The 16,016-nt window shown below is 29.1% G+C and carries 20 protein-coding genes; 9 read left to right on the top strand and 11 right to left on the bottom strand.

What is annotated here, in order from left to right; all coding sequences use genetic code 11:
- The first annotated feature begins 18 nt into the window (after positions 1 to 18).
- Genes AC8IG9_RS05365 through AC8IG9_RS05350 form a run of 4 tightly spaced genes read left to right on the top strand, consistent with a single transcriptional unit; the run spans position 19 to position 3,059 of the window.
- Complete coding sequence (locus AC8IG9_RS05365) at positions 19 to 1,050, top strand: rod shape-determining protein (protein WP_507425774.1); 1,032 nt, start codon at positions 19 to 21, stop codon at positions 1,048 to 1,050.
- A 19-nt stretch (positions 1,051 to 1,069) separates the two neighbouring features.
- Positions 1,070 to 1,930, top strand: coding sequence for a rod shape-determining protein MreC (gene mreC, locus AC8IG9_RS05360; protein WP_507425773.1), 861 nt, complete (start codon positions 1,070 to 1,072; stop codon positions 1,928 to 1,930).
- Positions 1,930 to 2,415, top strand: coding sequence for a hypothetical protein (locus tag AC8IG9_RS05355; protein ID WP_507425772.1), 486 nt, complete (start codon positions 1,930 to 1,932; stop codon positions 2,413 to 2,415). Before mreC ends, AC8IG9_RS05355 begins: the two co-directional genes overlap by 1 nt.
- A 5-nt stretch (positions 2,416 to 2,420) precedes the next feature.
- On the top strand, positions 2,421 to 3,059 hold the full coding sequence (locus AC8IG9_RS05350; RefSeq protein WP_507425771.1) for a ubiquinone biosynthesis protein COQ9: 639 nt from the start codon (positions 2,421 to 2,423) through the stop codon (positions 3,057 to 3,059).
- Here the strand turns inward: AC8IG9_RS05350 and AC8IG9_RS05345 are convergent.
- The 11 genes from AC8IG9_RS05345 to tkt all read right to left on the bottom strand — a co-directional run bounded on the left by AC8IG9_RS05345 (position 3,056) and on the right by tkt (position 12,883).
- Positions 3,056 to 4,099: a 5-(carboxyamino)imidazole ribonucleotide synthase gene (locus AC8IG9_RS05345; protein WP_507425770.1), complete on the bottom strand. Its 1,044-nt coding sequence runs from the start codon at positions 4,097 to 4,099 to the stop codon at positions 3,056 to 3,058. The genes AC8IG9_RS05350 and AC8IG9_RS05345 overlap by 4 nt on opposite strands.
- Complete coding sequence (gene purE / locus AC8IG9_RS05340) at positions 4,096 to 4,596, bottom strand: 5-(carboxyamino)imidazole ribonucleotide mutase (RefSeq protein ID WP_507425769.1); 501 nt, start codon at positions 4,594 to 4,596, stop codon at positions 4,096 to 4,098. The genes AC8IG9_RS05345 and purE overlap by 4 nt, the downstream gene beginning before the upstream one ends.
- Positions 4,597 to 4,620: 24 nt before the next feature.
- The gene (locus AC8IG9_RS05335) at positions 4,621 to 5,190 is read right to left on the bottom strand and encodes a cell cycle transcriptional regulator TrcR (RefSeq protein ID WP_507425768.1); all 570 of its coding nucleotides are present in this window, start codon (positions 5,188 to 5,190) and stop codon (positions 4,621 to 4,623) included.
- 6 nt (positions 5,191 to 5,196) lie between these two features.
- Positions 5,197 to 5,430: a 50S ribosomal protein L31 gene (rpmE, locus tag AC8IG9_RS05330; RefSeq protein WP_507425767.1), complete on the bottom strand. Its 234-nt coding sequence runs from the start codon at positions 5,428 to 5,430 to the stop codon at positions 5,197 to 5,199.
- A 67-nt stretch (positions 5,431 to 5,497) separates the two neighbouring features.
- On the bottom strand, positions 5,498 to 6,664 hold the full coding sequence (locus AC8IG9_RS05325) for an MFS transporter (RefSeq protein WP_507425766.1): 1,167 nt from the start codon (positions 6,662 to 6,664) through the stop codon (positions 5,498 to 5,500).
- An 8-nt stretch (positions 6,665 to 6,672) separates the two neighbouring features.
- Positions 6,673 to 7,455, bottom strand: a complete 783-nt coding sequence (locus AC8IG9_RS05320; protein WP_507425765.1) for an inositol monophosphatase family protein — start codon at positions 7,453 to 7,455, stop codon at positions 6,673 to 6,675.
- Positions 7,455 to 8,018, bottom strand: a complete 564-nt coding sequence (efp, locus tag AC8IG9_RS05315) for an elongation factor P (protein WP_507425764.1) — start codon at positions 8,016 to 8,018, stop codon at positions 7,455 to 7,457. Before efp ends, AC8IG9_RS05320 begins: the two co-directional genes overlap by 1 nt.
- 20 nt (positions 8,019 to 8,038) lie before the next feature.
- Positions 8,039 to 8,653, bottom strand: a complete 615-nt coding sequence (gene thiE / locus AC8IG9_RS05310) for a thiamine phosphate synthase (protein ID WP_507425763.1) — start codon at positions 8,651 to 8,653, stop codon at positions 8,039 to 8,041.
- Positions 8,654 to 8,657: 4 nt separating this feature from the next.
- The gene (locus tag AC8IG9_RS05305; RefSeq protein WP_507425762.1) at positions 8,658 to 9,674 is read right to left on the bottom strand and encodes a class I fructose-bisphosphate aldolase; all 1,017 of its coding nucleotides are present in this window, start codon (positions 9,672 to 9,674) and stop codon (positions 8,658 to 8,660) included.
- A gap of 26 nt (positions 9,675 to 9,700) precedes the next feature.
- Positions 9,701 to 10,888, bottom strand: coding sequence for a phosphoglycerate kinase (locus AC8IG9_RS05300; protein WP_507425761.1), 1,188 nt, complete (start codon positions 10,886 to 10,888; stop codon positions 9,701 to 9,703).
- Positions 10,889 to 10,900: 12 nt separating this feature from the next.
- Positions 10,901 to 12,883: a transketolase gene (gene tkt, locus AC8IG9_RS05295; protein WP_507425760.1), complete on the bottom strand. Its 1,983-nt coding sequence runs from the start codon at positions 12,881 to 12,883 to the stop codon at positions 10,901 to 10,903.
- 74 nt (positions 12,884 to 12,957) lie between these two features.
- On the opposite strand from tkt, the gene AC8IG9_RS05290 reads away from it, so the two are divergent.
- From AC8IG9_RS05290 to AC8IG9_RS05270, 5 genes are read left to right on the top strand one after another with little or no spacing between them, the layout of a single operon-like run.
- Positions 12,958 to 13,482: a hypothetical protein gene (locus AC8IG9_RS05290; protein ID WP_507425759.1), complete on the top strand. Its 525-nt coding sequence runs from the start codon at positions 12,958 to 12,960 to the stop codon at positions 13,480 to 13,482.
- Complete coding sequence (locus AC8IG9_RS05285) at positions 13,476 to 13,904, top strand: cell division protein ZapA (RefSeq protein ID WP_507425758.1); 429 nt, start codon at positions 13,476 to 13,478, stop codon at positions 13,902 to 13,904. Before AC8IG9_RS05290 ends, AC8IG9_RS05285 begins: the two co-directional genes overlap by 7 nt.
- 5 nt (positions 13,905 to 13,909) lie before the next feature.
- Positions 13,910 to 14,461 carry a 5-formyltetrahydrofolate cyclo-ligase gene (locus AC8IG9_RS05280; protein WP_507425757.1) on the top strand — a complete coding sequence of 184 codons (552 nt, stop codon included), beginning with the start codon at positions 13,910 to 13,912 and terminating at the stop codon, positions 14,459 to 14,461.
- Complete coding sequence (locus AC8IG9_RS05275; RefSeq protein ID WP_507425756.1) at positions 14,458 to 15,267, top strand: TIGR00282 family metallophosphoesterase; 810 nt, start codon at positions 14,458 to 14,460, stop codon at positions 15,265 to 15,267. The genes AC8IG9_RS05280 and AC8IG9_RS05275 overlap by 4 nt, the downstream gene beginning before the upstream one ends.
- Positions 15,268 to 15,270: 3 nt before the next feature.
- Entirely contained in the window at positions 15,271 to 16,014 is a 744-nt protein-coding gene (locus tag AC8IG9_RS05270) for a YebC/PmpR family DNA-binding transcriptional regulator (protein WP_507425755.1), read from the top strand.
- The last annotated feature ends 2 nt before the right edge of the window (positions 16,015 to 16,016 follow it).

Here is a 16,016-nt window from a genome sequence, read left to right as displayed (position 1 = left end):
AATTAAAAGGAAAATAAAATGTTTGATAAGTTATTTGGTTTTTGGTCGACAGATATGGCGATTGATTTAGGAACTGCTAACACACTTGTTTATGTTCGCGGAAAAGGAATTGTTTTAAATGAACCTTCTGTTGTTGCTGTTATTTCTAGAAATGGAAGAAATGAAGTTTTAGCTGTTGGTGAAGAGGCAAAACAAATGCTAGGACGAACTCCAGGAAATATAACAGCCATTAGACCAATGAAAGACGGAGTTATCGCAGATTTTATAGTTACAGAAGAAATGATTAAACATTTTATTAGAAAAATTCATAAACGAAATGCTTTTGCAAATCCTAGAATTATTATTTGTGTTCCAACAGGATCTACCCCAGTAGAAAGAAGAGCTATTCAAGAAGCAGGTTATGCAGCCGGAGCTAGAAAAGTTCAACTTATAGAAGAACCAGTGGCAGCAGCAATTGGTGCGGGACTTCCAATATCAGAGCCGCAAGCTTCTATGATCGTGGACATAGGGGGTGGAACTACTGAAATCGCCATTATGTCGCTTGGAGGAATTGTTTACTCTCACTCTTTGAGGGTTGCCGGTGACGCAATGGATGCAGCAATCATTAATTATATGAAAAAGAAGTTTAATTTATTAATAGGAGATTCAACAGCAGAAAGAATTAAAAAAGAAATTGGATCTGCTATTCCAACCGGTTCTGAAAAAACTTTCTTAATGAAAGGAAGAGACATTAGAACAGGAACACCTAAAGAAGTTATTTTAACAGAGAAGGATACAGCAGAAGCTTTAGAAGGCGTCGTAAATCAGATTGTTAACGCCGTTAAACATGCTTTAGAAAATACTCCTCCAGAATTATCATCAGATCTTGTTGATAGCGGAATGGTTTTAGCGGGTGGTGGTGCCTATTTAAAAAATTTAGATAAACTTATTAAAAAAGAAACAGGATTGCCAGTAACTATAGCAGAGGACGCCTTGTCTTGCGTCGCAATTGGAACTGGCAAAGCTTTAGAGCAAGAAGGAATATTTTCTTCTATGCTAACTTCATATTAAAAAGTTATATTAACGTAATATGATCGAAAACAAGCTTGCAAGAAGCTCAACACCGGGTATTGCGGCATTACAAAGGACTGTAAATAAGAGATTTCTATTACCTGCTTATATTATAATTTCTTTTTTATTTCTTATTTCTGAAAAGAGTGATTTTAGAGCGATCAGGTTTATTAAAGCTTTAATAAACGACGGAATTACCTACAGCATTTATATTGTTAATGCCCCTGTGAATTTAATTCTAGGAGCAGGAAGTGAGGCCAGACAATATTTTAATTTTAATATTGTGCTAGAAAATAAGAAACTCAAAGATGAAATTGATCAACTTGTCTCTGAGAAAAAAGAATTATTATTTTTTAAGAATGAAAACGAAAACTTAAGAAGAGTTTTGAATATTAAGAATAAAGATGCTTACACAGCGGTTTATACAAAGATTATTCATGAAGACACAAATGAGTTTGCAAAAAATTTAATAATAACAATAGGATCGAATGAGAATATTCAATTAGGGCAGGCCGTTGTAAGAAATAATGTTTACCTTGGAAAGATTTCTGAGGTCAATCTATTAAGTTCCAAAGTTATGGTTATTACGGACATTAATAGTAGAGTCCCTGTCGTTATTCCCTCAAAAGGAGTAAATGCAATTCTAAAAGGGAATGGTCTTGGAGGCGCCCAGTTATTATTTTTGCCGCAAAATGTTTCTCTTGAAAATAATGATCAAATTTACACATCAGGAACAGATGGCTCTATTAAAGAAGGTTTGTATGTTGGAAAAATAAGTATTGATAATAAAAAAGATCTAAAAAATAGAAGGTACTTAGTTGATTTAGGGTTTAAAGAGCACCAGCTTAATTATGTTTCTGTTTTAAAAATCGCAAGATAATGAAATCTTTTTTAGAAAAAATTAAATATTATTCTGCACATATAATTATTACTTTAATATGTATTAACGATAGCATTTTTATAAATACTTGGATTGCTCCAGGGCCAATTATTAATATTAAATATATCCTAGTTTTTTATTTTTCATTTTTTGAAAAAGAACGATTATCAGTAACCTTTTTATTTATATTGGGATTAATATTTGACAGTTTACAAGGTATGCCATTTGGATTAACTCCAATTTGTTTTATAGTTTTAAATAAAATAGCTATTTTTTTAAAAAAAAGAAGAACACACATTAATTTTCAGAATGAGTTTATTGCTTTTGCTACTGCGCTTCTAGTTACTCAAATTGTATCTATTATTATTTTAAATTATTTTTCTCAAAATTCTTTTGAATATTTTTTGTTAGCAATTAATATAATGATTACGTTAATTTTTTATCCGGTTATAAGAAAAATATTAAGAATATTTTATTTTTATTAATATTAATGCCTGAACTTACCAAGCCAGAAAAGAATAAAATCTTAATTTACCTATATCGTAATTTTAAAAAAATAGATTTTAATAATCTTAACCAAGATTTGTTTTTTAAAAGAATAAACTCAGTCAAGTTTTTAGATAACGAGAATTTAATTGTACAACTTGCTGACATTCTTTTTGAGGATTTAGATAAAAAGTTCTTAAAAGAAACCAGATTAAAAGTTAATAAAATTAATAAAATTACTCAAAAAATTCATTTTTTATTAAGCGTTAGATTTAAAATAGAAAATAAGAGTAGTGAGTTAATTAATAAAGTCTTAGCTTATTTAATAAAAAATAATAAATATGATAAGGTTATTACTTATATTTATTCAGTTGCAGATTTAATGTGGAATTGCTCAAATGATCGTTCAGTAGATTTTAATTATTATAGCAAAAGATTAATACTTTCTTTTGTTTATTCTAAAATTTTATTCATAAAATTTTTTAAGACTAATTTAAAAAAAAATGAAATAGAAAAAGAAATTTCAAAATCGCTAGATCAGGTGAAAATAATATCTAAATTTAAATTAAAATTAAATTTTATTAGAAGTATTGAGGAATTTTTTAGCTTTTTTACCACGCAAAAAGCAGGCAGAGGGTTTTAAAAAATTTTAGTTAAATGTCCCATTTTTCTTTTTTCTTTTATCTCTTTTTTTCCATAATCATAAAAGAATTCATTTTTCATCATTGTTTTGGATCTATATTTTTTAATATCAGAACCTAAAATATTATACATAATTGCTTTATGAATCTTTTTTGGTGTTCTTGTTTTAAGGTTGCACACTGCCCTTATGTGACTTTCGAATTGATTAATATTATAAGCATTCATTGTTAAGTGTCCCGAGTTATGCACTCTAGGGGCAATCTCGTTTACTAATAATTCATCTTTTTTTGTTACAAAAAATTCAACGCACATAGTCCCAATATAATTTAATTTGTCTGCTATTTTTTTTGCAATTTTTTTAGCTTCACAATTTATTTTTAAACTAATATTTGCTGGTATGTAAGATTTTTGCAGGATTTGATGTTTGTGAAGATTTTCAAAAGCATCAAAGCAAACACATCTAGTTTGATTTCGACTAATAATAATTGAGATTTCTTTTTTAAAATTGATTAATTTTTCAATAATATACTCTTTGTTATCAAAAGAATGTTTTAAAAAACTTTTTTTATTTTTAAATAATATTTGTCCTTTACCATCATATCCTAAACGTAACGTTTTTACTAAGACAGGAAAAATACTACTATTTAATTTTTTTTTATTAACTTTTTTTAAATAGTAGAATTCTGTCGTTTTTACTCCTATTAAATTTAGAAAAGTTTTTTCTTTTAACCTGTCTTGAAGAATTTTTATTATTGATGGTTTTGGTAGAACTTTTATTTTTTTTTCAACATAATCAAGGGTTTTAAACGGAATATTCTCAAACTCAAAAGTTGCAATATCAACATTTTTGATAAAAAAATCTATTTGTTTTCTATTTTTATAATTTGAAATGATAAAATCGTCGCAATAATAAATGGCAGGAGAATCCAGACTATCTGTAAATACAAAAGTTTTAATATTAAGTTTTTTTGCAGCCAAAACTAAAAATTTTCCTAATTGACCACCCCCAAATATACCAAGGGTAAAGGTTTTTTTATTCATCTTTTAGGATTATGCTTTACTGATAGAGTTTGTTTTTTTCTCCAAACACTTAAATTGTTTGCAATTTTTTTATCATTAAGACTCAATATTGAAGCAGCATATAGAGCAGCATTTTTTGCTCCAGTTTCTCCAATAGCAACGGTACCAACAGGAATTCCAAACGGCATCTGAACAATTGATAATAAACTATCTAATCCTTTTAAAGATTTTGTATCCATAGGAACTCCAATTACAGGCAAATCGGTAATAGCAGCAACCATGCCTGGCAAATGAGCAGAACCACCAGCGCCAGCTATAATAACTGAAATATTATTTTTTTTTGCTGTTTTGGCGAACTCTACTAATCGCATAGGTGTTCTGTGCGCAGAAACAATTTTTACAGTATATTTAATTTTTAATTTTTTTAAAATTTCTGCAGTTTTTTTAAGAGCAGACCAATCAGATTTGCTTCCCATAATTATAGAAACAATAGATTTATGTTTTGAATTAAAAGACATTGTTTAATTATTAAATAAGTTAAATTACTTATTAGTTTCTTGTTTTAATTTTGCTTTTTTTTGATTTTCAACTTTTTTATTAGCTTTTTCTACAGCTTTTTGTAGATCGCTCTGAGTGCATAAGTTTAAAGCCACAGGATCTTTAGGAGCTATGTTTGAAGCATTCCAGTGTTTTCTGCTTTTTACAGATCCCACAGTATTTTTAGTAGTGCTTACTAATTTAGATATCTGTCCTTCAGATAGTTGCGGATAGTTCTTAACCAACCAAGCAATAGCATCCGGTCTATCTTGTCTTTTTGAAAGCGGAGTATATTTTGGACCAACAACATTTTTTATTTCGTAATCTAATATTTTTTTATTTATTGATAATGACTTATTAGGATCTTTACTGCATTCTTCAATTTCTTCTCTTGTTAATTGGTTTGCAAGTATTGGGTTATAAGCTTTTATTCCAACAGCAACATCACCATCAGCGATACCTTTGATTTCAAGTTCATGCAACTGACAAAAGTCCGCTATCTGTTTAAAAGTAAGGCTAGTATTTTCTAGCAGCCATACCGCCGTAGCTTTTGGCATTAAAGGTTTGTCCAACATAAATATTTATTTCTTAGATGGTTTAGTTGTAAGATTTTCGAATTTTTTATTAAATTTACTAACTCTTCCTTTATCGATAATTTTTTGAGAACCGCCAGTCCAAGCAGGATGTGATATTGGATCAATATCTAATTTCATAACATCATTTTCTTTGCCCCAAGTCGATAAAGTTTCAAACTGAGTACCATCAGTCATAACAACTTTTATCTTATGTGTTTTTGGGTGTATTTTTTCTTTCATAATTTTAGAAGAAAGTTTTTATAACAAAATTAGATAAATAGACAACACTTCTTAAGTGTTAAGGGCCTCATTTATTAACTTTTTTAATTAAAGATAAATAAAATATTATTGTTAAAACGAGAATTGTAGAATTTACATAAAAAGGCATGTCTTTGCCAAAAAACAAAAATAAAATGCCAGCAACTGGCTGACCAACAAACCTAGAAATAGATTGAGAGGAGTATGCGGCTCCTAAAGCAAATCCCTTTTCATTTTTAGAGCAATTCTTTGAAACCAAACTATTCAAGCACGGATTTGTTACTCCTATTCCGTAACATAATAAAAAAATCGCAACTGGAACTAAATAAATATTTGAAGTTGGAATTAATAAAAATCCAAAAATTAGAAATATAATGCCACTTTTTATTAATTGTATCTCATTAAAGAATTTAAGAAGCATTCTTAATATAAAACCCTGAACTAGAATCTGACTCAACCCAGCATATAGCATAACTATACCAACTTCCTTAGGACCCCATTTAAAAGTTTGCCTTATCCATATTGCAAATACACCTTCCATTCCTGAAAATCCAAAATATACAATAAAAATAATTAGGAAAAAAGGTAGTAACTTTTTATTCTTCATTAATTTAAACTGTAAATAAATTTTACTAAAAGAATTTTTAAGAGAAAAATTAGTAAAAGATTTTTTAGATTCTTTTAAAAAAAAAGTTACAAATAATAAATTAAAAATATTTATTGCAAAAGCGATCCAGGCGACATTTGCAAGAGTCATAATAGTAAAATTAGATCCTGCTACTAATCCTCCAAGCAAAGGGCCAACGGTAAATCCAAGTCCAAATGCAACGCCAAACAACCCCATACCTTTAGCTCTATTTTTTTTCGTGGTGATGTCAGCGATATAAGCCGTTCCAACAGAAACATTGTTTTTAAATAAACCTGCAATAATTCTTGATAAAAAAATCATGAACAAGCTTCCACTTATAGCGAGTATTAGATTAGCTGTAATTTCTGCAATACAATTTAATACAATAAGAGGTTTTCTTCCGTAACGGTCCGATAAACTTCCCCAGAACGGCGCCGTAAAGAATTGAAAAAAAGAAAATGAACCGAAAACTATTGTTATTAAAAGAATGTTACCACCATATTCATGAATTAAGAATGGAAGCGTTGAAATTAACACTCCGCTAAATGCTAGAACATCAAGAAACAAAAAAATTAATATTTTTAACATTTAGGAATTTATGCAAGCAAACTAATAAGCTCTTTATCTATTTTAGAGTTTGTGCCTAGCAGATTTCTTTCTTCTATATATTTATCACCACCTTTAAAATCAGTTATTGTTCCACCTGCTTCTTTAACAATTATGATTCCAGCAGCAATATCCCAATAATTTAGATTTCTTTCAAAAACTCCATCACATCTTCCGCTAGCAAGATAAGCAAGATCTAATGCTGAACTACCAAGTTTTCTAGTTGCGGCCACATTTCTCGTTACTGTTTCGTATTCTTTAAAAAATATTTCTTTATTTTTATAGGATAGAACTGGTCCTCCAGTTAGAACAATACATTCATCAATATTTTTTCTTGATGAAACACGAATTCTAGAATTATTTAGGTATGCACCTTTTCCTTTTTCTGCATAAAACATTTCATTAGTTATAGGATTAAAAATCATCCCACATATAATTTCTTTATTTTTTTCTAGACCTATTGAGATTGCAAAATTAGGAATACCATGTAAAAAATTTGTAGTTCCATCAATTGGATCAATAATCCATCTAAATTCTGTACTTTTATTAGATAGTCCACTTTCTTCAGCCAAGAATGAATAATCTGTTCTGGCTAGCGATAATTCATTTATAATTATTTTTTCAGTTCTTTTGTCTGAATTTGTAACAAAATCTCCAGGCCCCTTTTTTGATACTTGTAATTTTTCAATTTCACCAAAATCACGGATTAAAAGTTTAGATGCTTTTTTACAAGCCTTCTCCATAATATTTAGATTTGCCGATAGTAAAGGCATTAGCTAGATTTTTTTAAATACTCTTTAGCTTCTGTATCAACAATTATTTTATCCCCTTGGTCTACAAATGGAGGTACCATTATTTTAACACCATTTTGAATTGTTGCTGGTTTAAAAGAGCTAGAAGCAGTTTGTCCTTTTACAACAGAATCTGTTTCAAGAACTTCATATTCTACAGATCTAGGTAAAATAATATTTAACGGTTTTTCTTGATAAAACTCGATAGTAACTTCTAAATTTTCTTTTAGAAGTTTTTCGCAATCTCCAACTAAATCTTTGTTGATTGAAATCTGCTCAAAATTCTCATTGTCCATAAAAAAAAAATCATCATTTGTTGAATATAAAAATTGAAATTTCTTTTCATCAAGCGTTGCTTTTTCAACTGTTTCGCCTGCTCTAAATCTTTCATTTAATTTTGTGCCTTTAGTAATACTTTTAAGCTCTACTTGATTATGTGATCGAAGATTTCCACGATTTGACGTTTGATTTTTAAGGCATTTCCAAAGGTCATTTTTATAGTCAATTATATTTCCGACTCTTATGTTCGATCCTAAAATTTTCATATTATTGTGAGAACGTATATCTATTTTTTAAACATGTTTACAGCAGTTAATGGATTTTTAAATTCACTTTTCCATATACTAGCTGAACAGGCTATATAATCAGCCCCAGAATTTAATATTTTTTTAAAATTATTTGGATTAATACCTCCTATAGCAATAATAGGTTTTTTAACATTTTTTTTAGCCCACTTTAACAAACTTAGCTTAGGTCTATATTTTACTTTTTTAGTTTTTGTTGGATAGAAAGCACCAAAAGCTACATAACTTGCTTTATTTATAATAGCTTTAGCAGCGAGAGTTTTTGAATCATGACAAGTAACTCCAATAATTGATTTTTTTTTTAAAATTTTTTTTGCAAAATTAATAGACATATCCTGTTGACCGAGATGACAACCGTCGGCATTTATTATTTTAGCAATATAAGGATCATCGTTAACAATAAAAGTAACTTGGTATTTTTTAGTAAGTTTTAATATTTTTTTTCCAAGAGTTATAATTAAATTCTTTTTTTGATGTTTAATTCTAAGTTGAAAAAATTTTACGATATTACTTGAAAATACATTTTCTAGTTTTTTAAGAAAATTTTTATTATTAACTATTTTTTCTGGTGAGATTAAGTAAATAAATTTTTTCAATAAATTAATTTGCTTTTTTTTCTAAATCTAATTTCCATTTACCAACAGAAGCAAGACTATTCATCTCAGATCTTGCATCAAATATTGTTTGAACGCTATTTTTGTCTTTAATATCTTTTGCCCAAGTTTTTAAGGCGCTTTGTTGAAGAGCTCTTCCGTACGAGAATGTAAAAGCAAATTTTGTATCATTAATTTTGTTAATAGAATTAAGGTTTTCAGTTGCTTCAACTTCACTTTGACCACCTGAAAGAAACGCTATTCCAGGTACTTCTTTAGAAACATTTCTTTTAATGCAATCTAAAGTTTTTTCAGCAACTTCGTTAGTTGAGTTTTTTTTACCAGATTCGGAACCGTTAAGTATCATATTAGGTTTTAAAACTATTCCTTTTAAATTTACTTTATTAATAACAAGTTGATTAAAACATTCATTTAATACTGCCCCAGTAACATCGTAACATTTTTTAATATCATGTGATCCGTCCATTAAAACTTCTGGTTCAACAATTGGAACCATATTAGTGTCTTGAACAATAGCAGCGTATCTTGCAAGCGCGTGCGCGTTCGCAATTATTAAAGTTTTTGACGGTAGGGTATTTGTTATATTGTAGATTGCTCTCCACTTGGTAAAGCGAGCTCCTAATTTGTAATACTCAATAAGTCTTTCTTTTAAGCCATCAAGACCCTCAGTAATTTTTTCGTCGTTTGATAAAGCAAGTGGCTTAACTCCTTTGTCAACTTTGATTCCAGGAATAATTCCTTGCTCACTTAAAATCGTCGAAATACTTTTTCCATTAGAAGTAGTTTGTCTTATTGTTTCATCAAACAAAATTACTCCGCTTATAAAGTCCTTAATTTTTTGTGATGTAAAAAGCGTTTCTCTAAAATTAAATCTATTAGCTTCAGTGGATGGAATTTTTACAGATTCTAATCTTTTGCCCATTGTGCTGTTGCTTTCGTCAGCAGCAAGAATTCCTTTGCCTTTTTGCACCATAGCAAGAGCAATAGACTCAATATCTTTCATAGAATAATCTTTTATTTATTTAAAAATTATTTTTCAAGGACTTTTAATCCAGGAAGTATTTTTCCCTCAAGCCATTCTAAAAAAGCACCACCTGCAGTTGAGATGTAAGTGAATCCATCCTCAGCTTTTGCTTTTTTAATTGCAGCAGCAGTATCTCCACCACCCGCAATAGAAGTTAATAATTTTTTTTGAGTATTTATTTTGATTAATTTTGCAACTTCGTTACTTCCTATAGCGAAGAAATCCTTTTCAAAAAATCCTAAAGGACCGTTCCATAAAAGAGTTTTTGAAGAATTAATGACTTTACCAATAGCTCTTATAGTGTCCTGACCAATATCATAAATAATTTCATCAGATTTTATTTCGGATATTTTTTTATTTTTTCCTTCTGTATCCTCATTAATTGAAACCACAACATCTTCTGGTATGATTAATTTACAATTATTCTTATCAGCTTCAGAGATAATATTTTTTATAGTTGCTTCCTTATTAGGTTCAAACAATGATTTTCCTATTTCAAAATTATTATATTTTATAAAATTATTAGCCATAGCTCCTCCAATAATCATAAAATCTACTTTTTTGATTAAGTTAGAGATCAAATCTATTTTGGTAGATATTTTTGAGCCACCAATAATACAAGCCACCGGTTTGTTTGATTTGTTAAAGATTTTTTCTAAAGAATTTAATTCATTAATAATAGTTTCTCCCGCATAAGATTTAATAAATTTAGTTATTCCAGTTACAGAAGCATGAGAACGATGAGAGCAAGAAAACGCTTCGTTTATGTAGATATCAGCAAGACCGGCTAGTTGTTTTGCAAATTCAGGGTTATTACTTTCTTCTTCTTTATAGAATCTAATATTCTCAAGAAGAAATAATTCCTTATCCGATTTTTGTATATTTTTTTTTGTATCTTTATTTAAATAGTCTTTCAAAAAAACTATTTTTTTTTTAAAAGAATCTTCTAATTTATTTTTGACCTGCTCTAATGACAAACCTTCTTTCCCTTTTTTCTGAGGTCTACCTAGATGTGAACATAGAATAATTTTTGCTTTTTTGGACAGAAGTTTATTAATAATATCTTTCATTTTGACAATTTTTGTATCGTCAATAACTTTTCCGTCTTGTATCGGAACGTTAAAATCCACTCTTAAAAAGATAATTTTTTCTTTAATATCTTCATTATTAGGTAGCGTGTTTAAATTATTCATTGATAAGCTGACTTATTTGTATTTTTTTTGTATTTCTGAAGTGATGTTTTCAGAAGTGAGGCCAAAGTATTTATATATTTGTTTATAAGGAGCGCTTTTTCCAAAAGAATTAATTCCAAAAGAAATCCCATTAGATGTATATTTTTCCCAACCATTTGTAATTCCAGCTTCTATAGTGACTTTAAAAGAATTTTTTCCTAATATTTTTTCTTTGTATTCTTTAGACTGTTTCTCAAATAATTCTAAACAAGGCATAGAAATAACTCTCGAATTTATTCTTTGATCATTTAATTTTTTTTGCACATCCAAAGCAATCTCAACTTCTGAACCAGTTGCAATTATTGTTAAGTTAGAATTTTCTTTGTTTGAATCACTTAATATATAACCACCGTATTGAGTTAAATTTTCTTTAGATTTTTCTTTTCTTACCATTGGCAAATCTTGTCGTGTTAAAGCAAGTACACTGGGAGAAGAATTAGACTTTAGAGCTAACTCCCAAGCTTCTAATGTTTCTATAGAGTCGGCTGGTCTAAATACATTTAAATTAGGAATTGATCTTAAACTAAAAAGCTGTTCTATCGGTTGATGAGTAGGTCCATCTTCTCCTAGTCCAATAGAGTCATGAGTTAGAACGTATATAACTCTTTGCTTCATTAAAGCAGCTAATCTAATTGAAGGTTTGCAATAATCAGAAAATATTAAAAATGTTCCACCATAAGGAATTGTGCTTTGATGTAGTGATAAACCATTCATTACACCGCACATTCCGTGCTCTCTTATTCCGTAGTGAATATAGGCGCCGTTAAAATTATTAGTTTTAATTATTTTCTGGATAGATGATTTAGTATTATTAGAACCAGTTAAGTCTGCAGAGCCACCTATAAGTTCTGGCATAAATTTTGTTATTTCTTCTAGACATGCTTCAGAAGATTTTCTTGTCGCAACGGGTTTTGAATTTTCAGAGAATTTTTTTTTAATTTGCTGAATATTTTCGCTAAAATTTTTTGGTAAATTACCAGATGAAATTCTCAAAAATTCTTCTTTTTTATATTTATCTAATTTATTAAAGTGTTTTTTCCAGTTTTCTTCATGCTTATTGCCAGAAACAATTAGTTTTCTCCATTCTTTTAATATGTTCTCAGGTATTTCAAATGGTGCATATGGCCATTTTAATTTTTTTCTAATAAGTTCAATCTCTGCGCTTCCTAAAGGACTTCCGTGCACTCCAGCAGTGTTGCTTTTGTTAGGCGAACCATAACCAATAATAGTTTTGCAGGATATAACGGTTGGTTTTTTAGCTTTTTGCACTTTATTAATTGCTTTTAAAATTTGATTGTAATCATGGCCGTTAATTTCAATTAAGTCCCAATTATAAGAAGCAAATCTTTTTTTATAATCATCAGAAATAGTAAGATTTGTATTTCCATCTATAGAAATAGAATTGTTATCAAAGAATAATACTAAATTTTTAAGTTTGAGATGTCCGGCCAGACTCATAGCTTCATGACTAATGCCTTCCATCAAGCATCCGTCGCCAGCAATAACATATGTTTTATGATCGCAAATTTTATCCCCAAATTTTGCTTTACCTATTTCTTCAGCTAAAGCAAAGCCCACAGCATTAGCAATCCCTTGCCCAAGAGGACCCGTTGTTGTTTCTATTCCGGAATTTTTTTCATATTCAGGATGACCCGCGCAAATAGAATCTAATTGTCTAAAATTCTTTATATCCTCGATACCAATACTTTTGTATCCAGATAAATATAAAGCAGAATATAAAAGCATAGATCCATGACCTGCTGACAAAACAAATCTATCTCTATTAAACCAAGAAGGGTTATGAGGATTAAATTTCAAAAACTTTTGAAAAAGAATCGTTGCAACATCAGCCATACCCATAGGCATACCAGGATGACCAGAATTTGCTTTTTGCACAGCATCAATAGATAAAAATCTGATTGCATTCGCTAAATTTGTATAATTATTTTTTGCCATGAAACATAGGTAGACTTGGATTGCAGGAATTATTATTATGTTTAAGATGCAAATTAAAGAATTTTTTTAGTTTAATGGATTTAAAAAATAAAGAAACGCAGCTATTCGAAACTTTAACTAAACTAGATTCAATCGTAGATTTAATTAGAAATTCTAAAGAAGAAAGCAGTCATTTAAAAAAACTAAGCTCTCAGTTAGAGCAGGAAAAAGAAGAACTTCGTCAAAAGGCAAAACATTTAGAGCAAGAAAAGGACGGTATCGTTCATGAGTTAAAAACTTTTGAACAAAAATTAAATAATCAAGATTCTAATCACCTGGAGCTGCTAAATAAAATTGATTTAATAGAAAAAGAAAATCAAACTATAAAAGATGAATTAATAAAAATAGAAAATGAATTAGAGGAGTCCAGACATAAAGTTGTTGAAGTAGAAAATTTAAATAAAAATTTAAAAGAAGAAGCTAATGCGTCTCAAACAGAATTGCAGGTCACAAAAGAACAGTTGGAAGAAATATTAAAAAATAAAAAAATGTTTGTTAAAAAAATTGATGAGTTAAGCCAAGAGACGGATGCTATGCTAGGAGAGTTTGATAAATGGTAAATGTTACAGTTAAATTTAATCAACGAGACTATATTTTATCCTGCGAAGACGGTCAGGAGCAGGAACTAGAAAAGTTAGCTTTTAATTTAAACGAAAAATTTGAAAAATTAAAACGTGATCTTGGCAATATAGGAGAGAGTAAATTGTTATTGATTAGCTCTATCCAATGCATTGATGAAATATTCACAATGAAAGATTCTGCAGAAAAGCTTAAAAATCAAAATAAGGTTTTACTTGAAAGATTTAAAGAAATTAAAAATTTATCTATTTTGTATAAAGACGATAGAGAAAAAGAAATAGAGAATCTCAAGTCTGAATTGCAAGAATTAAAAAGTAAAATTTCAGATAATGAAAAGAATTATTCAGAGTCTTTAGAAAAAGTTTCAAACTCAATAAATAATTTCTTAGAAAAAATTAATTAATCTTAATGAAACAAAGATTAAGGAAGTATTTTTTTTCCTTAAGAAAAAAAAAATATTTTAAATTACAAGAAAAAAATTTTCAATCACTTTTTTCTGAAGTTGGCAGATTTAAAAAAAAAACTATAGGATCTTATTATTCTATTAATTATGAGTTAGATTTAAAAATCTTAAATACATTGTTATTTAAAAAAAGATTTTCATTGGCTCTTCCATTTATTGATAAAATTAACAACCCTATGGAATTTAAGGAATGGAAGAATAATGATGTATTACAATTAAATAAGTATGGAATACCCCAAACTTTTAAAAATGCTAAAACTTTAATACCTGATATTTTTTTAGTTCCACTGTTAGCCTTTGATGAATATGGTAATAGGCTCGGCTATGGATCTGGATATTATGATAAGTATTTTAATATGTTAAAAAAGAATAAAGCAACATTTAGAACTATTGGTGTGGGTTTTTCATTTCAAAAAAAAGATAAATTAAAAATATTAAAAACAGATTTTGGTTTAGACGCTATTTTTACTGAAAAAGGATTTTTAAATATTAAATGAATTTTTTATTTTTAGGAGATATTGTTGGTAGATCAGGAAGAGATATTGTTCTTTCGGAGCTTCCTAAAATTAAAGTGAATGAAAAAATAGATTTTGTTATTGTAAACGGAGAGAACGCAGCGGGTGGCTATGGCATTACCAAGAAGATTTGTGAAGAATTATTTGCCTCAGGTGTTGATGTGATCACATCTGGGAATCATATTTGGGATCAAAAAGAAACCGCAGATTTTATATCTGAAGAAAAAAGATTATTAAGACCATTAAATTTTATGGATGGAACTCCAGGCTCTGGCTGCGAAATTTATTCTTTAAAAAACAATAAAAAAATTGCTGTCATTAATATTATGGGCAATGTTTATATGAAAAAATCTGATGATGTTTTTAATTGCATAGCTATTAAACTACAGTCTTTAAAACTAGGAAAAGACGTGGATTTTATTATAGTTGATATTCATGCAGAAATTACTAGTGAAAAAATGGCCATGGGACATTATTTAGATGGTCAAGTTACATTGGTAGTTGGAACCCATAGTCATGTACCAACCTATGATTTTAGAATTTTAAATCATGGAACTGCGTATCAAACAGACGCTGGCATGTGTGGAGATTATGATTCTGTTATAGGAATGAACAAAGAGGCCGCATTAAAAAAATTTTTAAAACAACCAAATTTAGAACGTCTATCGCCAGCCTTAGGAAAAGGAACTTTGTCGGGAATTAAAGTTACAGCTGATGAAAAAACAGGACTAGCAAAAGATATCAAACCAATCACAATTGGGGCTCATTTTAACCAACGGTCATTTTAGATCATGGCAGGTCATTCGCATTTCAAAAACATGATGCACAGAAAGGGTCGTGTAGATAAAATGCGTTCTAAGTTGTTCACAAAGCTTTCAAGAGAAATTACAGTTTCGGCAAAACTTGGAGCTCCAGAGCCAGATATGAATCCAAGATTAAGAGCGGCTGTTCAAGCTGCAAGAGCGGCTAATATGCCAAAAGATAATGTTGAGCGTGCTATAAAAAAATCACAAGGCAACATTGATAATACTTATGAATTTTCAAGATATGAGGGATTTGGTCCTGGTAGAACAGGAGTTATCATTGAGGTTTTAACAGATAATAAAAATCGCTCTGTTTCAAACATCAGAACAATATTTCAAAAATTTGGAGGAACTTTAGGAGAAACTGGATCAGTTAGTTATCAATTTGCACAGATAGGGCAAATCAAGATAAAGAAAGAATTAATGAACTCAAATGATGCTTTAGAACTCACGATTAATGCAGGAGCTGATGATTGCGTTACCACCGATCTTTATCACGAGATTAATTGCAAAAAAGAAAACTTTAACTCTGTAAGAGAGGAAATTGAAAAAAAAATTAAAGATCTAAGTTATGCAGGATTGGTTTGGAATCCGCTCAGTAAGGTTAATTTAGATAAAGAAACTTTTAGTAAAATTATTAATTTTTTAGAACAGATAGAAGATGATGACGATGTGCAAAATGTTTATACCAATTTTGAAGTTGACGAAAAAATATTAGAAGGGGTGAATTAAAA

Source organism: Candidatus Allofontibacter sp. (genome assembly GCF_040404065.1).
Lineage (GTDB): Bacteria > Pseudomonadota > Alphaproteobacteria > Pelagibacterales > Pelagibacteraceae > Fontibacterium.
Note: the sequence above shows the minus strand (reverse complement) of the source record. Positions and strands in the feature narration are given on the sequence as shown.

Excerpts from the sequence above, each read along its gene's own strand:
- AC8IG9_RS05365 (WP_507425774.1), top strand. The coding sequence starts at position 19 with ATGTTTGATAAGTTATTTGGTTTTTGGTCGACAGATATGGCGATTGAT.
- mreC (WP_507425773.1), top strand. The coding sequence starts at position 1,070 with ATGATCGAAAACAAGCTTGCAAGAAGCTCAACACCGGGTATTGCGGCA.
- AC8IG9_RS05355 (WP_507425772.1), top strand. The coding sequence starts at position 1,930 with ATGAAATCTTTTTTAGAAAAAATTAAATATTATTCTGCACATATAATT.
- AC8IG9_RS05350 (WP_507425771.1), top strand. The coding sequence starts at position 2,421 with ATGCCTGAACTTACCAAGCCAGAAAAGAATAAAATCTTAATTTACCTA.
- AC8IG9_RS05345 (WP_507425770.1), bottom strand. The coding sequence starts at position 4,099 with ATGAATAAAAAAACCTTTACCCTTGGTATATTTGGGGGTGGTCAATTA.
- purE (WP_507425769.1), bottom strand. The coding sequence starts at position 4,596 with ATGTCTTTTAATTCAAAACATAAATCTATTGTTTCTATAATTATGGGA.
- AC8IG9_RS05335 (WP_507425768.1), bottom strand. The coding sequence starts at position 5,190 with ATGTTGGACAAACCTTTAATGCCAAAAGCTACGGCGGTATGGCTGCTA.
- rpmE (WP_507425767.1), bottom strand. The coding sequence starts at position 5,430 with ATGAAAGAAAAAATACACCCAAAAACACATAAGATAAAAGTTGTTATG.
- AC8IG9_RS05325 (WP_507425766.1), bottom strand. The coding sequence starts at position 6,664 with ATGTTAAAAATATTAATTTTTTTGTTTCTTGATGTTCTAGCATTTAGC.
- AC8IG9_RS05320 (WP_507425765.1), bottom strand. The coding sequence starts at position 7,455 with ATGCCTTTACTATCGGCAAATCTAAATATTATGGAGAAGGCTTGTAAA.
- efp (WP_507425764.1), bottom strand. The coding sequence starts at position 8,018 with ATGAAAATTTTAGGATCGAACATAAGAGTCGGAAATATAATTGACTAT.
- AC8IG9_RS05305 (WP_507425762.1), bottom strand. The coding sequence starts at position 9,674 with ATGAAAGATATTGAGTCTATTGCTCTTGCTATGGTGCAAAAAGGCAAA.
- AC8IG9_RS05300 (WP_507425761.1), bottom strand. The coding sequence starts at position 10,888 with ATGAATAATTTAAACACGCTACCTAATAATGAAGATATTAAAGAAAAA.
- tkt (WP_507425760.1), bottom strand. The coding sequence starts at position 12,883 with ATGGCAAAAAATAATTATACAAATTTAGCGAATGCAATCAGATTTTTA.
- AC8IG9_RS05290 (WP_507425759.1), top strand. The coding sequence starts at position 12,958 with ATGGATTTAAAAAATAAAGAAACGCAGCTATTCGAAACTTTAACTAAA.
- AC8IG9_RS05285 (WP_507425758.1), top strand. The coding sequence starts at position 13,476 with ATGGTAAATGTTACAGTTAAATTTAATCAACGAGACTATATTTTATCC.
- AC8IG9_RS05280 (WP_507425757.1), top strand. The coding sequence starts at position 13,910 with ATGAAACAAAGATTAAGGAAGTATTTTTTTTCCTTAAGAAAAAAAAAA.
- AC8IG9_RS05275 (WP_507425756.1), top strand. The coding sequence starts at position 14,458 with ATGAATTTTTTATTTTTAGGAGATATTGTTGGTAGATCAGGAAGAGAT.
- AC8IG9_RS05270 (WP_507425755.1), top strand. The coding sequence starts at position 15,271 with ATGGCAGGTCATTCGCATTTCAAAAACATGATGCACAGAAAGGGTCGT.